General features: G+C 45.4%; 13 protein-coding genes. 10 read left to right on the top strand and 3 right to left on the bottom strand.

What is annotated here, in order from left to right:
- The first annotated feature begins 145 nt into the window (after nt 1–145).
- The 7 genes from MU515_RS05915 to purF all read left to right on the top strand — a co-directional run bounded on the left by MU515_RS05915 (nt 146) and on the right by purF (nt 11,300).
- Nucleotides 146–5,248: a FimV/HubP family polar landmark protein gene (locus tag MU515_RS05915; RefSeq protein WP_260259480.1), complete on the top strand. Its 5,103-nt coding sequence runs from the start codon at nt 146–148 to the stop codon at nt 5,246–5,248.
- 131 nt (nt 5,249–5,379) lie between these two features.
- Entirely contained in the window at nt 5,380–6,177 is a 798-nt protein-coding gene (truA, locus tag MU515_RS05910; protein ID WP_260259479.1) for a tRNA pseudouridine(38-40) synthase TruA, read from the top strand.
- Nucleotides 6,178–6,405: 228 nt separating this feature from the next.
- Nucleotides 6,406–7,332 (top strand): acetyl-CoA carboxylase, carboxyltransferase subunit beta, encoded by a 927-nt coding sequence (gene accD, locus MU515_RS05905; RefSeq protein ID WP_260259478.1) that lies wholly within the window; start codon nt 6,406–6,408, stop codon nt 7,330–7,332.
- Between the two features lie 43 nt (nt 7,333–7,375).
- A complete protein-coding gene (gene folC, locus MU515_RS05900) occupies nt 7,376–8,641 on the top strand; it encodes a bifunctional tetrahydrofolate synthase/dihydrofolate synthase (protein ID WP_260259477.1) in 1,266 nt (421 codons plus the stop codon).
- Nucleotides 8,642–9,196 (top strand): SPOR domain-containing protein, encoded by a 555-nt coding sequence (locus MU515_RS05895; RefSeq protein WP_260259476.1) that lies wholly within the window; start codon nt 8,642–8,644, stop codon nt 9,194–9,196.
- A 62-nt stretch (nt 9,197–9,258) separates the two neighbouring features.
- On the top strand, nt 9,259–9,750 hold the full coding sequence (locus MU515_RS05890) for a CvpA family protein (protein ID WP_260259475.1): 492 nt from the start codon (nt 9,259–9,261) through the stop codon (nt 9,748–9,750).
- 35 nt (nt 9,751–9,785) lie between these two features.
- A complete protein-coding gene (gene purF, locus MU515_RS05885) occupies nt 9,786–11,300 on the top strand; it encodes an amidophosphoribosyltransferase (RefSeq protein WP_260259474.1) in 1,515 nt (504 codons plus the stop codon).
- Nucleotides 11,301–11,399: 99 nt separating this feature from the next.
- On the opposite strand, the gene znuB is transcribed toward purF, so the two are convergent.
- Together znuB and znuC are read right to left on the bottom strand one after the other, a co-directional pair.
- On the bottom strand, nt 11,400–12,182 hold the full coding sequence (gene znuB / locus MU515_RS05880; RefSeq protein WP_260259472.1) for a zinc ABC transporter permease subunit ZnuB: 783 nt from the start codon (nt 12,180–12,182) through the stop codon (nt 11,400–11,402).
- On the bottom strand, nt 12,175–12,966 hold the full coding sequence (gene znuC, locus MU515_RS05875) for a zinc ABC transporter ATP-binding protein ZnuC (protein WP_260259471.1): 792 nt from the start codon (nt 12,964–12,966) through the stop codon (nt 12,175–12,177). Before znuC ends, znuB begins: the two co-directional genes overlap by 8 nt.
- Nucleotides 12,967–13,048: 82 nt before the next feature.
- Here znuC and znuA point away from each other — a divergent pair, with 82 nt between their 5' ends.
- The 3 genes from znuA to MU515_RS05860 all read left to right on the top strand — a co-directional run bounded on the left by znuA (nt 13,049) and on the right by MU515_RS05860 (nt 17,905).
- Nucleotides 13,049–13,933, top strand: coding sequence for a zinc ABC transporter substrate-binding protein ZnuA (znuA, locus tag MU515_RS05870; protein ID WP_260259470.1), 885 nt, complete (start codon nt 13,049–13,051; stop codon nt 13,931–13,933).
- Nucleotides 13,934–14,084: 151 nt separating this feature from the next.
- Nucleotides 14,085–17,450 carry a helix-turn-helix domain-containing protein gene (locus tag MU515_RS05865; protein WP_260259469.1) on the top strand — a complete coding sequence of 1,122 codons (3,366 nt, stop codon included), beginning with the start codon at nt 14,085–14,087 and terminating at the stop codon, nt 17,448–17,450.
- A 101-nt stretch (nt 17,451–17,551) separates the two neighbouring features.
- Nucleotides 17,552–17,905, top strand: a complete 354-nt coding sequence (locus MU515_RS05860) for a DUF3147 family protein (protein ID WP_260259468.1) — start codon at nt 17,552–17,554, stop codon at nt 17,903–17,905.
- 65 nt (nt 17,906–17,970) lie between these two features.
- Here MU515_RS05860 and MU515_RS05855 read toward each other — a convergent pair whose 3' ends face one another.
- The gene (locus MU515_RS05855) at nt 17,971–18,186 is read right to left on the bottom strand and encodes a TIGR02450 family Trp-rich protein (protein WP_260259466.1); all 216 of its coding nucleotides are present in this window, start codon (nt 18,184–18,186) and stop codon (nt 17,971–17,973) included.
- Between the last annotated feature and the right edge of the window lie 68 nt (nt 18,187–18,254).

Here is an 18,254-nt window from a genome sequence, read left to right as displayed (position 1 = left end):
ATCTTGAAAAAAATGTGTGAGATTAATGCGATTATCGAGCTAGGCACACATTTTTTGGCTCTACAGCTATAGTTTTGCCACCATGATCCGATATATTTAGCAGATCACTGTAAAAATAATTTTTGAGCACCTAGCTGAGCCTTCTATGCGTCGACTTCTTCAACGTCTGCTAATGCCAATCGCTTTAGTAGCCGTGACTCAGACAAACATCGTAAGTGCAGAAAGTATTCGCCTAACAGGGCCGAATGGTGAGTTGCAAAACTCACCGCAATATTCTGAACAAGTTAATCGTAACCGAGCACCGGTAAGCGAGCCTTCTCGTTTCTACGGCCCAACCTCGCAGCAAGAAACGCTGTGGAGTATTGCTTCCCGTCTACGTCCATCTAATCGAGTTTCTGTTCAGCAAACGCTACTTGCCATTTATCAGCTAAACCCTCAGGCGTTTGAAAATCAAAATATCCATACGCTGGTTCCAAATAGCACCATTCGCATTCCATCATTAACGCAAGTGCAAAGCGTTTCGACTGATGAAGCCGTGCGTGTGATGAACTTGCACCAAGCTCGCTTAGACGCAGAGCAGCCATCGAATACTCCAGCGACTCAAACCGCTAATGTTCCTGAGCCAAAAGCTCAACCAACTAAAGTCAAGCCTGTCGCTGAAACGCCACAACTTCAATCTGTTGACGTTGACGTTAAACCGGTAGCGGAGGCTGAAAAACCAGTTACGACTAAACCAACTAAGCCAAAAGTGACTGAACCAGTAGATATGGCTGATAGCGAGCTGGTGGCACTAGAAGAAAAGAACCATCGCTTGCGCTTAATGCTGGCTGAAGTTCAAACAGAAGTAGATGGCCTAAAAGACGAACTCGGTGATGAAACTCGTATTCGTTCTGAAGTCGAAAAATTATTAGAAGCAGAGCGCCAAAGACTGGCTGAGCAACAACTTAATGCACCATCTACGCTGGATAATATCTTATCGAATGGCTGGCTTGTTGCTGCATTAGCGATTATTCCTGGGCTGCTAATCGGTTTAATCCTAGTGATGGTACTAGGTCGTAAGAAAGAGCAAGCCGCAGAACCAGCCGTGACTGAACAAACACAAGCGCCTATGACTCCAGCTGCACCAATGGCGGCGGATACATTGGATGAAAGTCTAGATGATGATGAACTTGGTCTAGATGATGATCTGTTCGGTGAATCAAGTGACGATGAGTTGCTGTTCTCTGATGACACAGGTGAAGAGGGGCAAACGTCCGATGAATTGGATGTCTTTGCTGACCTTGATGACAACGATTTAGACTTCAACTTAGAAGGTGAAGATGGCGAAGACCCATTCGCTGCAATCGGCGACGATGGCGACCTTGACGAAGCATTAGCCGACCTTGATGTCAGCTCAAATGGCATCAGTGTGAGTGGTGAAGAAAAAGCGCTCGGTCTTGAAGAGATGGAGCGAGCCCTTGATGATGTCATCATTGAGGATTCTGATGATCAAGAACAAGAGTTTGACCTTTCTGGTGGTGAGATAAATCAAAGCGATCTCGATGATCTCTTTAATTCAGCCCTTCAAGATAGCGAAGACCTAGGCGATTCCGATTTAGACCAAGCGATGCTTGATGAGTTACTGACGGAAGCTGCCGATGATGATGACAGTTTATCGTTTGATAACTTATTAGATGAAGGCGATAACGCGTTTGATTTAAGTGATGAAAGCGAAGAACAGCTTGATTCAGTCAATATTGCCTCAGACAGTGAAATTGATGACCTATTTGCACAAATCGAATCTCAGGCGAATCTAGACCAACTGGATGCTGAGTCAGAAGAAACAAGCACTCAAGATGACGGTCTGGCGCAGCTAGAACAAGAAAGCACCGATCTGTTCGGTGAACTGTTTGATGAGTCTACCGAGCAAGCTGAATCAGATTTGAGTCAGACACAAATGCTTGATGAGCTGCTCGATGAAGCCGATTCAGGATTTGATCTAAGCGTCGAAGATGACAATACCGAGCTACTTGATGAGTTACTTGAAGAAGCAGAAGACGATACCTTAACTGATATTGATGCTGATTCAGCTGCAATGCTCGATGAGTTGCTGTCTGATAGTGAATCTAGCGACGAGCCTTCTTTAGTTGCCGACAGTGATAGCACAGAGCTACTTGACGAATTACTCGCAGATAACGGCCTGAGTGACGATGACCTGCCTGATTTGGATGCCAACTCCGTTGATATGCTCGATGAGCTATTGGAAGAGAACCGGACACCTGAACAAGCGGCCGATAGTACCGACTTGTTGGATGAACTGCTGGCTGACAACGGTTTTGATGATGAAGAGTCTGCCGAGTTAGACGCAGATTCTATCGAGATGCTTGATGAGTTGCTCGATGATGATGAGCCATCTTCAGTATCGACCGCAGTGACGGACAATAGCATCGACCTGTTAGATGAACTGGTGACCGATGATGCAGAAGAAGAAAGCGACTCTGCATTGGGCGATGACGGCACAGACCTATTTGAAGAATTACTCGAAATTGAGAAGAGTTCGGGTGACGCTGACAGTGAACTAATTACTGAAACTAGCGAAGAAGTTTTGTCTTCTCAGGTTGAGCAGCAAGAACCTGAGCTAGAAAGTTCATCTGCAGATGAGCTGCTAGCTGAAAGTGAGGTCGCACCGCAACCTGAAGTTTCTAAAGAGTTTTCGAGTGAAGATTTCTTAGACGATATGCTGAACGTTGCGCCTGAAGCGGATCCTCTCCTAGATGAGTTTGACTACGAAGACGAGTCAAATCTTGATGTTTCAAGCTCAGAGGCTTCAGAGCCAGACGCGTCAGAATTAGATGTTCCTGAAGTAGAAATGTCTGAACCTGAGCCAATTGCCCTAGAGGAAACTGCGCAGGTTGAGGAATCTAAACCAACGTCATCGCTAGAAACCGTCGATAATGAATTTGGCACGCCAAGTGATGATGATTGGTTAATTGATGACGAAATTGAAGCGGAAAGCCCTTTAGCACAGCTACGCTCAGACCTTCAGCCAGACCTTCAGCCAGAGCTTGAAGCAGAGCCTGAATCTGCTGAGGTGGTGTCAGAAGCTGTCACAGAGCAAGCAAACACTCAAGATACACTCGATTCTGTAGAGAAGCCGCTAGAGTCACCTTTAGCCGAGACTCAAGAGTTAGACGCAGAACTTGAAGCACCAGCAGAGCAAACTGAAGAGTCATTTAACTTCGATGATCTAGAGCTTCCTGAGTATAGCGAACAAGAAGCTTTAGCAGATGCAGTCCAAGAGCCTGGAACTGAAGCCGAGCCTGAAACGCCAGATGAGCAAGCCGAAGAAGCCTTTAGCTTTGATGATCTAGAGCTTCCTGAGTATAGCGAACAAGAAGCTTTAGCAGATGCAGTCCAAGAGTCTGTAGCTGAAGCCGAGCCTGAAACGCCAGATGAGCAAGCCGAAGAAGCCTTTAGCTTTGATGATCTAGAGCTTCCTGAGTATAGCGAACAAGACGCTTTAGCAGATACAGCCCAAGAGCCTGTGGCGGAAGTCGAACCTGAAGCTCCAGTAGAGCAAGCCGAAAAAGCCTTCGGTTTCGATGATCTAGAGCTACCTGAGTATAACGAACAAGATGCTTTAGCAGACGCAGCTCAAGAACCAGCAGTTGAAGCCGAGCCTGAAGTACCAGTAGAACAAGTCGAAGAAACCTTCAGCTTTGATGATCTAGAGCTTCCTGAGTATAGCGAAGCCGATGCGCTTGCAGATGCCGTTCAAGAGCCAGCGGCGGAAGCCGAGCTTGAAGCGCCGGCAGAGCAAGTAGAAGAATCATTTAACTTCGATGATTTGGAGTTGCCTGAATATGGTGAAGAGGACGCTATAGCCGATGCTGCCCAAGAGCCTGTGGCTGAAGCAGAGCCTGAAGCGCCAGTCGAGCAAGCAGAAGAAGCCTTCAGCTTTGATGATCTAGAGCTTCCTGAGTATAGCGAGCAAGATGCTTTAGCAGACGCAGTTCAAGAACCTGCAGTTGAAGCCGAGCCTGAAGCGCCAGTAGAGCAAGCGGAAGAAGCCTTCAGCTTCGATGATCTAGAACTTCCTGAGTATAGCGAACAAGACGCTTTAGCAGATGCAGTCCAAGAGCCTGTAGCTGAAGCCGAGCCTGAAGCGCCAGCAGAGCAAGCGGGAGAAGCCTTCAGCTTCGATGATCTAGAACTTCCTGAATATAGTGAACAAGATTCTATAGCCGATGCTGCTCAAGAGCCTGTGGCTGAAGCCGAACCTGAAGCGCCAGCAGAGCAAGCAGAAGAAACCTTCAGCTTTGATGATTTGGAACTTCCTGAGTTTAGCGAAGCCGATGCACTTGCAGATGCAGTTCAAGAGCCTGTGGCTGAAGCCGAACCTGAAGCACCAGTAGAGCAAGCGGAAGAAACCTTCAGCTTCGATGATCTGGAACTGCCAGAGTATAGCGAGCAAGATGCTTTAGCCGATGCAGTTCAAGAGTCAGTAGCTGAAGTTGAACCTGAAGCACCAGCAGAACTAGCCGAAGAAACTGAATTAGAGACGGCATTAGAATCTGAACTTGATGATAGGGATGCTCTAGCGGATCTATTTAGCGCGGGTGACACAGCGCAAACGGCGTTGGCGCCAGAGTCTGACTTTGATGAGAATGCTTTCAATGAACTGCTTGCAGAAGGTCAAGATGATTACCAGCCAATCGCTCAATCAGTGGATAAGCAGACCAGTGATGCAGCAGGCCTAGACATTGATGCCATGCTTGAGATGGGCGGTGAAGATTGGAATGGCTTCAGTCTTTCTCCAGAGCAGCAGGCAACAATCTCAGATGACATTCCTGAAGATGAGTTACAAGCATGGGATAGTGATAACCAGCCATCTCAAGCGAAAGTGCTCAACGAAGATTGGGAAAGCCAAGATAGCCTTGCGGACTTTAATCCAAAAGACAATCAATACCGAACCATTGATGAACTGATGGCGGAAGTGGATTTAGAAGAGCAGCAAGTTAACCCAGATGAAGAAGAACTTAAGCTCGATGTAGGTTTAAGTGATTTTCCTGATGTGATTGGTAATGTCTCGCAAACTGACGTGGATGCTAATGCAGAAGCCGCAGGTAAGCTAGACTTAGCTAAAATATACATGGAAATGAATGATTCAAATGGCGCGATTAAGTTGCTTGAAGAAGCAATTGTCGATGGTAGCGATGACATTCGTCGAGAAGCTAAAAATCTGATTGATGCTATCAACGGACGCTAACAGCCTTTGTTGCAAGATAGAGGGGCGATATTCGCCCCTTTCTTATTCCAAATTTCCTAAATAATCGCGGTGACTTGAAGCTCATATTAGTTTCGTTATACTGCCCGCCCCATGTTCTAAGAGAGACCAAGATGAGAATTGCTTTAGGTGTTGAGTATAACGGCACTCATTACTTTGGCTGGCAACGTCAAAGAGAAGTTCAAAGCGTGCAGGAAAAGCTTGAAAAAGCATTAAGTAAAGTCGCTAATCATCCGGTAGAAGTTCAATGTGCAGGCCGCACTGATGCGGGAGTGCATGGTACAGGTCAGGTTGTCCACTTTGATACAACAGCCAGCCGTAAAATGGTGGCTTGGACAATGGGAGCGAATGCGAATCTGCCGGGCGATATTGCGGTACGATGGGCAAAGGAAGTGCCAGAAGAAGAGTTTCACGCTCGTTTCTCGGCAACGGCTCGCCGCTATCGTTACATCATCTTTAATAGTGCGTTGCGACCTGGCATTTTGAGCTCAGGTGTAAGCCACTACCACGGCGAGCTAGATGAAGAGAAAATGCATCAAGCGGCTCAATATCTGTTAGGCGAGAACGATTTTACTTCATTTCGCGCAGTGCACTGTCAGTCGCGCACCCCTTGGCGCAATTTGATGCACTTAAATGTGACTCGTCATGGCCAATATGTGGTGATTGATATCAAAGCGAACGCGTTTGTTCACCATATGGTTCGTAACATCACTGGTAGCCTGATTTGTGTTGGTCGTGGTGAAAAAGAGCCTGAGTGGATTGAATGGTTGTTGGCGGCAAAAGATCGCAAACTGGCTGGTGCGACCGCAAAAGCGGAAGGCTTATATTTGGTCGATGTGGATTACCCACAACAGTTCGAATTGCCAAGAGTGCCGATTGGCCCACTGTTTTTGCCTGACGATTTGAACTAAATCGAGGTAAACTGTTCAAATAATGTGAGAATTTAGCTAATTAACTGATAAACCTATATAGTATTTGCTGTATGGTATCGATTGTAAACGATTGGCTCAGCGTAGCAAAAATAGGTACAACCAGTTTTTTGTCTACAGTTGGCATTTTATGTGCTTTAATCCTCACGCATAAATTCAGATTTTGTATCTTTCGCATGGCGCGGAAGAGAGATAGAGAAAAGGTCTTCCATGAGTTGGCTTGAAAAGATTTTAGAAAAAAGCAACATCGTTAGTTCACGTAAAGCGTCTATTCCTGAAGGGGTTTGGACTAAATGTACTTCATGTGAGCAGGTGCTTTATCACGCTGAACTAGAGCGTAACCTCGAAGTATGTCCTAAATGTGATCATCACATGCGCATGAGAGCGCGCCGTCGTTTGGAAACTTTCCTTGATGAAAACAATCGAGTTGAGTTGGCAAACGATCTAGAGCCAATGGACAAACTAAAATTCAAAGACTCGAAGCGATACAAAGACCGTATCTCTGCTGCACAAAAGAGCAGTGGTGAGAAAGATGCGTTAGTTGTAATGCAGGGTGAAGTTGTTGGTGTTCCAGTTGTGGCATGTGCCTTTGAATTTACCTTTATGGGTGGTTCTATGGGTTCTGTTGTGGGTGCTCGCTTTGTAAAAGCGGTAGAAGCAGCAATGGAAAACAACTGCGGCCTTGTATGTTTCTCTGCAAGTGGTGGTGCTCGTATGCAAGAGGCATTGATGTCTCTGATGCAAATGGCGAAAACCAGTGCTGCGCTAGAGCGCTTGTCTCAGAAAGGCCTACCTTTCATTTCAGTGATGACTGACCCAACAATGGGTGGTGTTTCTGCAAGTCTAGCGATGCTAGGTGACATCAACATCGGTGAGCCAAAAGCATTGATCGGTTTTGCTGGTCGTCGCGTGATTGAACAAACGGTACGTGAAGATCTACCGGAAGGCTTCCAACGCAGTGAGTTCTTACTAGAGCATGGTGCGATTGATATGATTGTTGATCGTCGTGAAATGCGCCAACGTGTTGGTAGCCTATTGGCGAAACTGACAAACAGCGCGTCACCATTAGTCGTTTCTGTGAACGATTCTCCGCAAGAACCTGAGTATTCTGTACCAGAAGCTGACGAAAAAGGGTAAAGTAACGCACTAACAGCAACCACCAATTTTTGGTTAAAGTTAGATGAGTCAAACCCAAATTCCTCAAGCCACATCTTCACTTACGATGTGGCTTGATTATTTAACAAATATCCACACCTCTGCGATAGATCTCGGTTTAGACCGTGTCCAAGCTGTCGCGACCAAAGCAAACCTTACCAAACCAGCACCCACTGTGATTACAGTTGCCGGAACCAACGGTAAAGGTTCTACCTGCGCCATGATGGAAGCTATCTTGCTTGATGCAGGTTACTCTGTCGGTGTTTACAGCTCCCCACACCTTATTCGTTATAATGAACGTGTGCGTATCAATGGCCAAGATCTGGCTGATGAAAAGCATGTCCAAGCTTTCGATTTTATTGAGCAGCAACGTGGTGACATCAGCTTAAGCTTTTTTGAGTACGGCACGTTAGCAGCGCTTCGTCTGTTCCAAACAGAAAAAGTCGATGTTGTTTTGCTAGAAGTTGGCTTAGGCGGGCGATTGGATGCAACTAATGTTGTGGATCACGATGTTTCGCTGATTACGAGTTTAGCCATCGACCATGTAGATTGGCTCGGTGACGACATCAATGTGATCGGTTTTGAAAAAGCGGGTATCTTTCGCACTGATAGACCCGCAATTTGTGGTCAACCTAAAGCACCGGCAACCGTTGCCGCACATGCTGATGATATTCAAGCGGAGTTTTATCAGGTGGGTATTCAATATGAATACGAAACGACCTCTGAGACCACTTGGCGTTGGCAACATGGCAGTTTTGAACTGACCGATTTACCAATACCAAACCTACCTCTACCCAATGCAGCAACAGCGTTGATGGCGCTTGCGACCGCGCATTTAGACTTGAGTGATGTAAACATCGTTAATGGCTTACGCAATGCTCAGTTGCCGGGTCGTATGCAAGTGATTCATTCGCAGCCAACAGTGTTGTTGGATGTGGCTCATAATCCGCATTCTGCGCAGTATTTGGTTGAGCGAGTTCAGCAGCGATACCCTGACAAAGTGATTCACATGGTAGTCGCGATGTTGCATGACAAAGACATCAAATCGACGTTAGAGATCTTATCCCCTCTTGCAACGGCTTGGTATCCAGCTTCACTGACTGGGCCAAGAGCGGCGAAAGCGGAAGAGTTATGTGCTTACTTACCTGAAGATACAACTCGTTACGAAAGCGCTGTCGCGGCATTTGATGCAGCGATGACAAAAGTAAGCAGTCAAGATGTCATCATTGTCGTCGGCTCATTCCACACGGTTGGTGAGGTTCTTGAGCACTGGCATAACAAAGGAGCATAAATGGCAAGTAAATTCCAAAATCGCCTAGTCGGTACTGTAATACTCGTTTCCTTGGGTGCGATTTTTTTGCCTGATGTGTTAGATGGCAAGAAAACACACTATCAAGAAGAGATCGCCAGTATTCCAATTAAGCCGGAATTACAAAGTGACGTTGAGACCTTTGAGGTTTTACAGCCTGAAGAAGACAACAGTGCGCTTCCACCGACACCAGTCGAGGTTGTGGTAGAAACACCGCCTCAAGATGAAAAAGAGGCTGTCGTTGACGACAAACCGCTTCCGGTCGTGGTGAAAGAAGTGCCAGAGAAGAATGAGTACCAAGATAGTGCTTGGATCATTCAGTTGATGGCATTGAAGAATGCAGATAACGCGAAGAATGTGGTCAAAGATCTTCAAAAACGCGGTTATCAAGCGCATACCAAATTAGAAAACGGTTTTACACGCGTGATCATCGGTCCTGATGTATCCAAAAATAAGCTAGAACGCCAAATTTTAGAATTGGAAAAAATTACCGGTTCAAAAGGCCGATTGCTTAAATTTAAACCACTAAATCCTTAAGAAAACGTTTGCGTCGGCATTTTTTCTGTTAAAATGCGCGCCAACTTAGAATGTGAATACACATGAATTGGTTAGATATTGTCATTTTAAGTGTGATCGGCCTATCGGCTGTGATCAGTTTAATTCGTGGTTTCGTTCAAGAAGCCTTGTCATTGGTAATTTGGTTTGGCGCTGTTTTTATCGCCAGTACGTACTACAGTCGATTGGCGGTGTACTTCACCAAAATTCAAGATGACATGATTCGGGACGGCGCTGCAATCGCTGCACTATTTATAGCAACGCTAATTATTGGCGCTTTGATTAACTATTTAATAAGGCAGCTAGTTCAGAAAACAGGACTTTCCGGTACCGACCGTATACTCGGGGTGGTATTTGGTGCATTACGTGGCGTGTTAATCGTCTCTGGCGTGCTGTTCTTTGTTGATATTTTTACTACCTTGAATCAAAACGACTGGTGGCAACAATCTCAACTGGTAGAGCATTTCCAAGTAATCATTCGTCCGTTCTTTGAACATTTACAAGCTAAATCGAGTTTCTTATCTGGCGTGTCTTGACGCGCCAGCCATTGTCGCAAATCGAGGGTTAGGACATGTGTGGTATTGTTGGAATCGTGGGCACTACGCCTGTAAACCAGTCTATTTATGATGCATTGACGGTATTACAGCATCGTGGCCAAGATGCCGCAGGTATTTGTACCATAGAAAGCAATCGTTTTCGTCTGCGTAAAGCGAACGGATTAGTGAAAGATGTGTTTGAAGCGAAACACATGCAACGACTGCAAGGTACAGTAGGGATTGGGCACGTTCGTTACCCTACAGCAGGTAGTGCGAGCGCCTCTGAAGCTCAACCATTCTATGTAAACTCACCATTTGGTATTACGCTGGCTCATAACGGTAACTTAACTAACGCACATGAAGTTCGTGAAAAACTGTTTGAGAAAGATCGTCGTCACTTAAACACCACTTCGGACTCTGAAGTATTGCTTAACGTGCTAGCGCACGAGATTGATACGGTTCGGGGTGATGTAGACTCTGATGATGTTTTCCGCGCTGTGACAAACGTTCATCGCACGATTCGTGGTGCATACGCGGTTGTTGCGATGATCATCGGCCACGGCCTGATTGCTTTTCGCGATCCAAAAGGTATTCGCCCTCTATGCCTAGGTAAACGTGAGATTGATGGTCGTACAGAGTACATGGTGGCATCTGAGTCTGTGGCGCTTGATGCGGTTGGTTTTGACTTTGTGCGTGACGTAGCACCAGGTGAAGCGATTTACGCGACTTTTGAAGGTGAATTGTTCACCCAACAATGTGCCGACAACCCAGAGCTTAACCCATGTATGTTCGAGTTCGTTTACTTTGCTCGTCCAGATTCATTCATTGACAAAATTTCGGTTTACAGCGCACGCGTTGAAATGGGTAAAAAGCTAGGTGACCGCATTCGTGACGAATATAGCCACTTAGATATCGATGTGGTGATTCCAATCCCTGAAACTTCTTGCGATATTGCACTGCAAATTGCTCAAGCGATTGATAAACCATACCGCCAAGGTTTTGTGAAAAACCGTTACGTTGGCCGTACTTTTATCATGCCAGGTCAGCAGCAGCGTAAGAAATCGGTTCGCCGTAAACTTAACGCGATTCGTTCTGAGTTTAAGGACAAAAACGTTCTTCTGGTCGACGACTCTATCGTACGCGGTACAACGTCAGAGCAGATTATCGAGATGGCTCGTGATTCAGGCGCGAAGAAAGTGTTCATGGTGTCAGCTGCGCCAGAGATTCGTTTCCCGAACGTTTATGGCATCGATATGCCAAGCGCAAACGAGCTGATTGCTCACGGTCGTGACAATGACCAAATCTGCAAGCAGATTGGTGCAGACGAGCTTATCTTCCAAACTATCGAAGATTTGGTAGATGCTGTTGGTTCAGGCAACCGTGACATCGCTAGGTTTGAAGCGTCGGTATTTAGCGGTGAGTACGTTACTGGCGATATCTCTCAGCAGTACTTAGAGTACTTAGAGTCACTCCGTAGTGACGATGCGAAAGTGCAACGTGAAATTCAGCAAGAGCTAGTAAATCTAGAGCTGCACAACGAAGGCGCATAACCTCGCTTGTGTACAACAGATAAAAGAAAGGCTTCCCTCGTGGAAGCCTTTTTTGTGTGAAGAATAGCTGTCTCAATAACGCTTGTTAGAACAAGAAAACTAAGCGACTTTTTTAAGCTGACCGAGTAAAAACATCGCCGTTGCACTGATGACAACCGATGGGCCTGCTGGCGTATCAAAGTGCCAAGACATGCTTAGGCCGAGTAATACTGCGATAGATCCGATAGCGGAAGCAATGAAAGCCATTTGTTCAGGGGTTTGAGCAAAGCGTCTTGCCGTTGCCGCTGGGATGATTAATAGCGAAGTCATGATCAGCGCACCAACGAATTTCATACCAACCGCAATCACCATACCTACCAATAGCATCAAGATAAGACGCATTAAATCAGTATTGTGGCCTTCAACGGCCGCCAGATCTTCATTGACCGTTGTTGAAAGTAGTGGGCGCCAAAACACGGCAAGTACCACCGCAACACCAATCGCACCGGAATAGATGAAAATCAAATCTGTAGGTGACACGGCTAACAGATCACCGAATAAGTAACTCATCAAATCAATGCGAACATTATCGAGAAAGCTCACTGCTACTAGGCCCAATGACAAAGCACTGTGGGCCAAAATACCCAGAAGCGTGTCGGTTGCTACTAGCTGCTGCTTTTGCAGCGTGACTAGAATCACGGCTAAGGCTAAGCAGCAAATGACGAGTGCAAGATACAAGTTGATATCAAGCAGGAACCCCAGAGCCAAGCCCATTAATGATGCGTGAGCTAAAGTATCACCGAAATAGGCCATTTTACGCCAAACCACAAACGAGCCGAGTGGGCCAGCAATAAGTGCAATGCCAAGGCCAGCAATAATAGAAGGTAATAGAAACTCAATCATGGTGATGGTGCCCGTGAGAGTGATGTGAACAGCTATCCGCCTCTCCTGAAACAGGTTGACCGGCTAAGTCATGATGATGATGGCTATGCTGGTGATGGTAAAACGCTAAGCTTTCTTGTGGTGAATGATGGCCAAACAGCGCGATATATTTTGGATGTTGGGTAATCGCAGCCGGTGCACCAGAACAACAAATATGGTGATGTAGACAAATAACGTGATCGGTTTTCGCCATGACCAAATGCAGATCGTGCGACACCATAAACACCGCGCAGTTAAAACGATAGCGGATGGTATTGATAAGATCATACAGATCGATTTGCCCTTGAACGTCGACCCCTTGCGCAGGTTCATCTAACACCAGCAAATCAGGGCGTTGTAGTAGGGCGCGAGCGAGCATCACCCGTTGGTTTTCACCACCAGAGAGGGCGTGCATATTTGACTTGAGCAGGTGTTCAGCTCCCACCAATGTTAACGCTTCTAAAACTTCTTGTTGGCTATAGCGACCTGCTAGAGCGAGAAATCTTGCTACGTTAAGGGGCAGTGAATCATTCAGTTTCAACTTTTGTGGAACGTAGCCGATTTTAAGACCTTTGGGTTTAATAATTTTCCCTTGGTACGACTTTTGAAGTCCGAGTAAAACTTTTACGAGTGTGGATTTACCAGCACCATTTGGGCCAACAAGCGTCGTTATCTCACCTCTACTTAGAGATAAGCTAACGTTATCAAGGACTTTTCGGCCATCAAACTGCACAGTAATGGTGTCGAGTTCGACGAGTGACGACATGAATGGAACTCATTTGCAATTAACTTGTGTTATAATGTAACATTTGGGTCTCCCAAAAGCTACTCGTGTATCGAACAAGATGATGAAAAAAAAGATTGCTCTATTGTGTGCCTTAGCAGCCTTACCTATTGCTGCACAAGCTCAAACGATTTTGACTAGTATTAAACCTATCCAAATGATCACTGCTGAGATCACTCAAGGGGTTACTGAACCTCAGGTGTTATTAAACTCAAATACTTCCCCTCATGACTATGCAATGCGTCCTTCGGATGTGAAAAAAGTGGTCGATGCGGACTTAGTGATTTGGTTTGGTCATGACCTCGAACCCTTTATGGAAAAAGTGTTAGAAAAGCAGTCTTCAGTGTTAACCATCTCTGAGGTTGAAGGTTTAGCACTACGTGAATTTGGTGAAGAGCACGATCATCATGACCACCATGGCCATGATCATGGTAGTCATGACCCTCATTTTTGGTTGGGCTACAAGCCAGCACTGCAAGCCGCAGAAGCCATCAAAGATCGCTTAGCACAAGTAGACCCAGACAACGCGAAGGCATACCAAGCGAACTACCAAGCGTTTGTGAAACAATACGCCGAGAAAAAACAGCAAATGACGGCGCAACTAGCACCCGTTAAGCAGGAAGGCTACTTTGTTTTCCATGACGCGTATGCATATTTTGAACAAGATTATGGCTTGAACAGTTTAGGCCATTTTACCGTGAGTCCTGAGCGCAAACCGGGCGCAAAAACCTTGATAAAAATCCGTACTGCGCTTGCCGAAAGTAAAGCTAAATGCGTCTTCTCAGAGCCACAATTTACTCCAGCAGTTGTAGAGTCGGTGGTTCGTGGCAGTGACGCTAAAATCGGTGTTCTTGACCCACTTGGCGCAAGTATTGACGTAAAACCAGGTAGTTACTTTACGTTTATCGGTCAACTATCTGCGAGTTTTTCAGACTGTTTGTCTAAATAATGGGCTTGTGGACAAAGTTCATTACAAAATCGGGTGATTAGATTAGGTATCACTCGCAATATGAAATAGAATGAACGGCAAATATTATGCGGAAGTGATTCGGAGTGAATCACTTCCTTTTTGCTGTTTATTGCTGCTAGGGATTTAGCTGGTGAAACGAGCCATTTGGGCGGCTCTGCTCTATTTCATATCGACCATAGTTTACGCGTTTGACTCTTCGCCTTCGGTGTTTTATCCATTGCCGATGCAGAGCCAAGGACGCGTCGTGGCAGCAAAACAACTGTTCTTAGCGGAAGGCGGTGGCCTTTGGATTCATGATGTTAAGGACAAAGTGCTCTTCTTTGACGGTCAAACCGTTTCTCCCAAATTTGGCTCGGCCTTACCTTACAAGGCTGAACAGGTGGTGTTTCACGCTAAGCGTTTTTGGACCTTTAGCGACAATTCTATCTATCGCTCTACGTCTCAAAATGAAAGGGAGTTGGTGTTTAGCCTTCCTCCAGGTTCTGAAATCATAAAAATTGGCGCAAGCCGTGGCTATATTTGGGTAACGGATGAAACCGCGTTTTACACTTATCATGTTGCTAGCGGTGAGTTTTCTACTTACTCACTGATGGAACTGTATCAATATAGCCAAGATGCATCATTGAAAATCAACGATGCGTTGCTAATTCGATCTAAATGGACCTTAGCCACCAATGCAGGGGTGTTTGTTTCGGAAGGCAGTGGACATTTTCAGTTCGTGCCGAAATCGAACAATCGCTATATCGAAAAACTTTACTTTTCTGAAGAGCGCCGCGAGCTGATTATTGGCTCAAACAAAGGCGCGGTTGTGGTCGATATCAATGACACCAGTAAGCCTAAGTTCGTAATAGCTGCGCCACACACTTTAGCCATCGCCGAAACCAAAGAAGAGTATTGGGTCGGTACAGAAAATGGTCTTTTTGTTTATTCATTTTTGACCGGTGAAACGCGCCAATATACAGGTGAAGAGGATGCTGGTTACACTCTGGAAGGACGTAAAGTTCACTCTATTATTAATGACGATGCGGGTGGAATGTGGATCGGCACCAACAAAGGTGTGCATTACTTTTCTCTATTTGGTGATAAGTTTCAGCGTTTTCCTTCTCAAGAACTCAATCAATCCGGCTCTGGTTCTCAACTCATTGGCCTGAAAGCACTGAGCAATGGCTCGGGCTACCTCGCGATTTCACATAAAGGCGTGTTTGTTGTTGAACACGATTATGAGCATTTAAAAGAGTATCTCTACAAAGGCAAAGTGAACGATGTACTTGAGTGGCAGGGCAATGTTTGGATTGCCACTAATCAAGGCATTATCTGTATTGATTTAGCCACGGGTTATGTAGTTAAAGATGATAAGTTGCCACTGCTACTGAAAAGTAGCACGGTAGAGTTTTTAGAAGTGGATAAGGCTGGCAACATTTGGGGAGCAGACGAATCCCATCTATGGAGTTACCACGTTAAGTCAGGCGCTTTGGTTGAATTTGGCTCTGAATGGATGCAAGGTAAACATTTGCCTGCGCGCCTCACTTATATGCTAGTGACCGAACGAGGTCATTTGGTACTCGGAACTGAACATGGCATTTATGTACTCAAAGCTGGCTTATTGCATTTTGTCTCAGGTAGTGTGGATTATGGCGCTGTGCATAGTATCGCCGAAGCCAATGATGACAATATTTGGATCGCGAGTAACTATGGCGTTTTCCAGCTCAACTTGCGTACTGAATATTTGCAAACGTTGCCGACTATAGACGAGCACATTACGCCTAAATGTGTGGTCTCTAACCCCAACGGCATGTGGCTTACCTCATCTGCGGGGTTGAGTCATTATACTTTTGAAGGTGAGCTCGTTGGTCATTACGGTCAGCCTTTTGGCATCATTAACAACGAATTTTCCGCCGGATTTTGTTTAAATGACACTGACGCTGAGGCGACATTGTTACTTGGTTCGTGGCACAGTTTGGTGAGAATTAACACCCAAGACTTATCTGTAAGTCCAATGCCAGAAGCTCGGGCGATATTCAGCCATGTTCGAGTGAATCAAGCGATGGTCTCTTTTGGGTCTGTACCTCAAGAAAAGGTTGTAGTGCCTTATGGTGAGTCTATTGGTTTCCAGATTGGCGTATTACCTCAAGTCAGTGGCTCTACGCTGGAGTACCGTCTGAGCGACGAAACTCGTTGGACAACCTTAGATGGTTTTCAAATAGCGTTTGAAGGTCTATACCCAGGTAAATACACATTGCATGTACGTCCGGTGGTGAATGGCTTAGAGCGGGGTAGAGAGAGCAGTTTCCACTTTAGAGTAACTGAGCCTTGGTATCTATCCATGTGGGCATTTGCCTTGTACATTGTTACGTTAGTCAGTTTCATTGGGGTGATTGTCTATTGGCGTTCGAGAATCATGACGGTAGCTAACCGAGAGCTTAAGTCTCAGGTTGCGCTAAAAACCAACCAATTACGTCATCAAAGCCGCATCTTACTCAGTAACAACCATCAACTACGTAAGCAACTTCAAGTGCGTCGTCTGATCTTCAGTCAAGCTATTCATTCGTTCAGAGAGCGTTTGTCCAAGTCTAGAGCTTCTCTATCTGATGAAAAACTCTCTGCTGAGAAAAAGATGATTGACCAGATCTCAAGTGAGTTAGAGTTGCTGCTAAACGTGCGCGAAAGTCAGAATCATAAATCTCCAGCATATAATTTAGGTCTGATTTTTGGCTCAGTGCTGAGTGGATGGAAAGAGGAGATGGCTAAGTCCGGATTAACCTTAGAGATTGAAGCGCGGTCAAATCGTGACAAATATGTGGCCCTCGATTACTTTAACTTGGATGTCATGTTCAACTTGATCTTTGATAGCTTCGTCAAACGTTGTTTCCGTCATCAAACCATCGAAGTTGAGATTTGTCATAAAGATGAATTTGTTGCCCTTGTCATGACCGATTTTGGTACTGGGATTGATACATCAAATAACAGTAGTTGGGCGGAAATATTAGCACTAGTTGAGGTGAGCGGCGGGGTAGCCGAAGTGACTAGCGCAGATGGGCATAATGAGGTGATCCTATCTTGGCCTCGTACCGATCCGTTTGACGAGCATACCATCGTCGAAATAGAGCAGGGAGAGGATGAAGAATCTTTTGTTCATGCTGGTGTGTATCAAGACCCATGGCTGGAAAAACTTGAAGGGCTTGTGATAGAACACTTCTCCGACTCAGACTTTGGTACTTCAACGGCCGCGAAAATGATGTTTGTCTCAGAGCGAAGCTTGCAGCGTCGATTTAAGAACGCTACTCAGCGTACCTTTACGGATTATCTTAACGAGATACGCTTAGATAAAGCATGTCGCCGTCTACTGGCTGGAGAGAAAGTTTCAGATGTTGCGTTTGAGTGCGGATTTAATGACCCTTCTTACTTTAGCCAAAAGTTTAAACATCGCTTTGGCGTATCTCCAACGCAGTTCGTTGAAGGAAAAGATTCAAATTACGAAATTGGAGCAGATATATAGCGTCACGTTAAGTGGTTTGTAACGCCCTAACTAAGCAACGGGTAGAAAAACGCTTAGATTGAAATAAACCAAGAAAGTTAAAGCCTTAGACAGGAGGTAACGTGCTCTGGATTGTTACAAAGTATTTATTAACAGCAGCTATCGTTGTTCTTATTTCCGAAGTGGCTAAGAGAAGCGATAAATTTGGTGCTTTAGTCGCTGCATTACCGACGGTCACGATCTTAGCGTTGGTTTGGATGTATATTGAAGGGCAGGGGACGGAAAAACTATCAAACCACGCGTATTATACGTTTTGGTTTGTAGTGCCAACTTTGCCAATGTTTCTTCTCTTTCCTTACTTACTCGGTAAATATTCTTTCTGGGTTACATTGATGTTGAGTTGTTTAATATCAGTGGCTTGTTTTGCTATTGTGAATATTGTGGCTAAGTATTTTGGAGTGAATCTGCTCTCTTAAGTTTTAAGCCTAGCAACGGGTTTAAGACAGGCTCGCAACGTTATGTGAGACTTTCACTGGGCGTTTTATTTCCAGCCTTGGATCCACTTTTCGCTGTCCTTAAAATCTTTCCAATCAACGGCATATTCCTTCTTGGACAGTATAGCCTCAAGTGTGCAGGAGGCGACTGAACCATCCTCTTCGAACTCAATCGCTGACACCAAAAAATGCCTTTCTCTTTTTGACGGTTTGATTGCCGTCCACTTGCTATTGTGCAACTTGGCGGGATTAATTCGATTCATTATAACCTCATCAAATGATGGTATTTAACTCGCAATGGATTTGTACGAACTGCGTACTTGTTGAGTTC

This window comes from Vibrio intestinalis, from assembly GCF_025195085.2.
Lineage (GTDB): Bacteria > Pseudomonadota > Gammaproteobacteria > Enterobacterales > Vibrionaceae > Vibrio > Vibrio intestinalis.
This window is presented reverse-complemented; position numbering and strand designations above follow the sequence as displayed.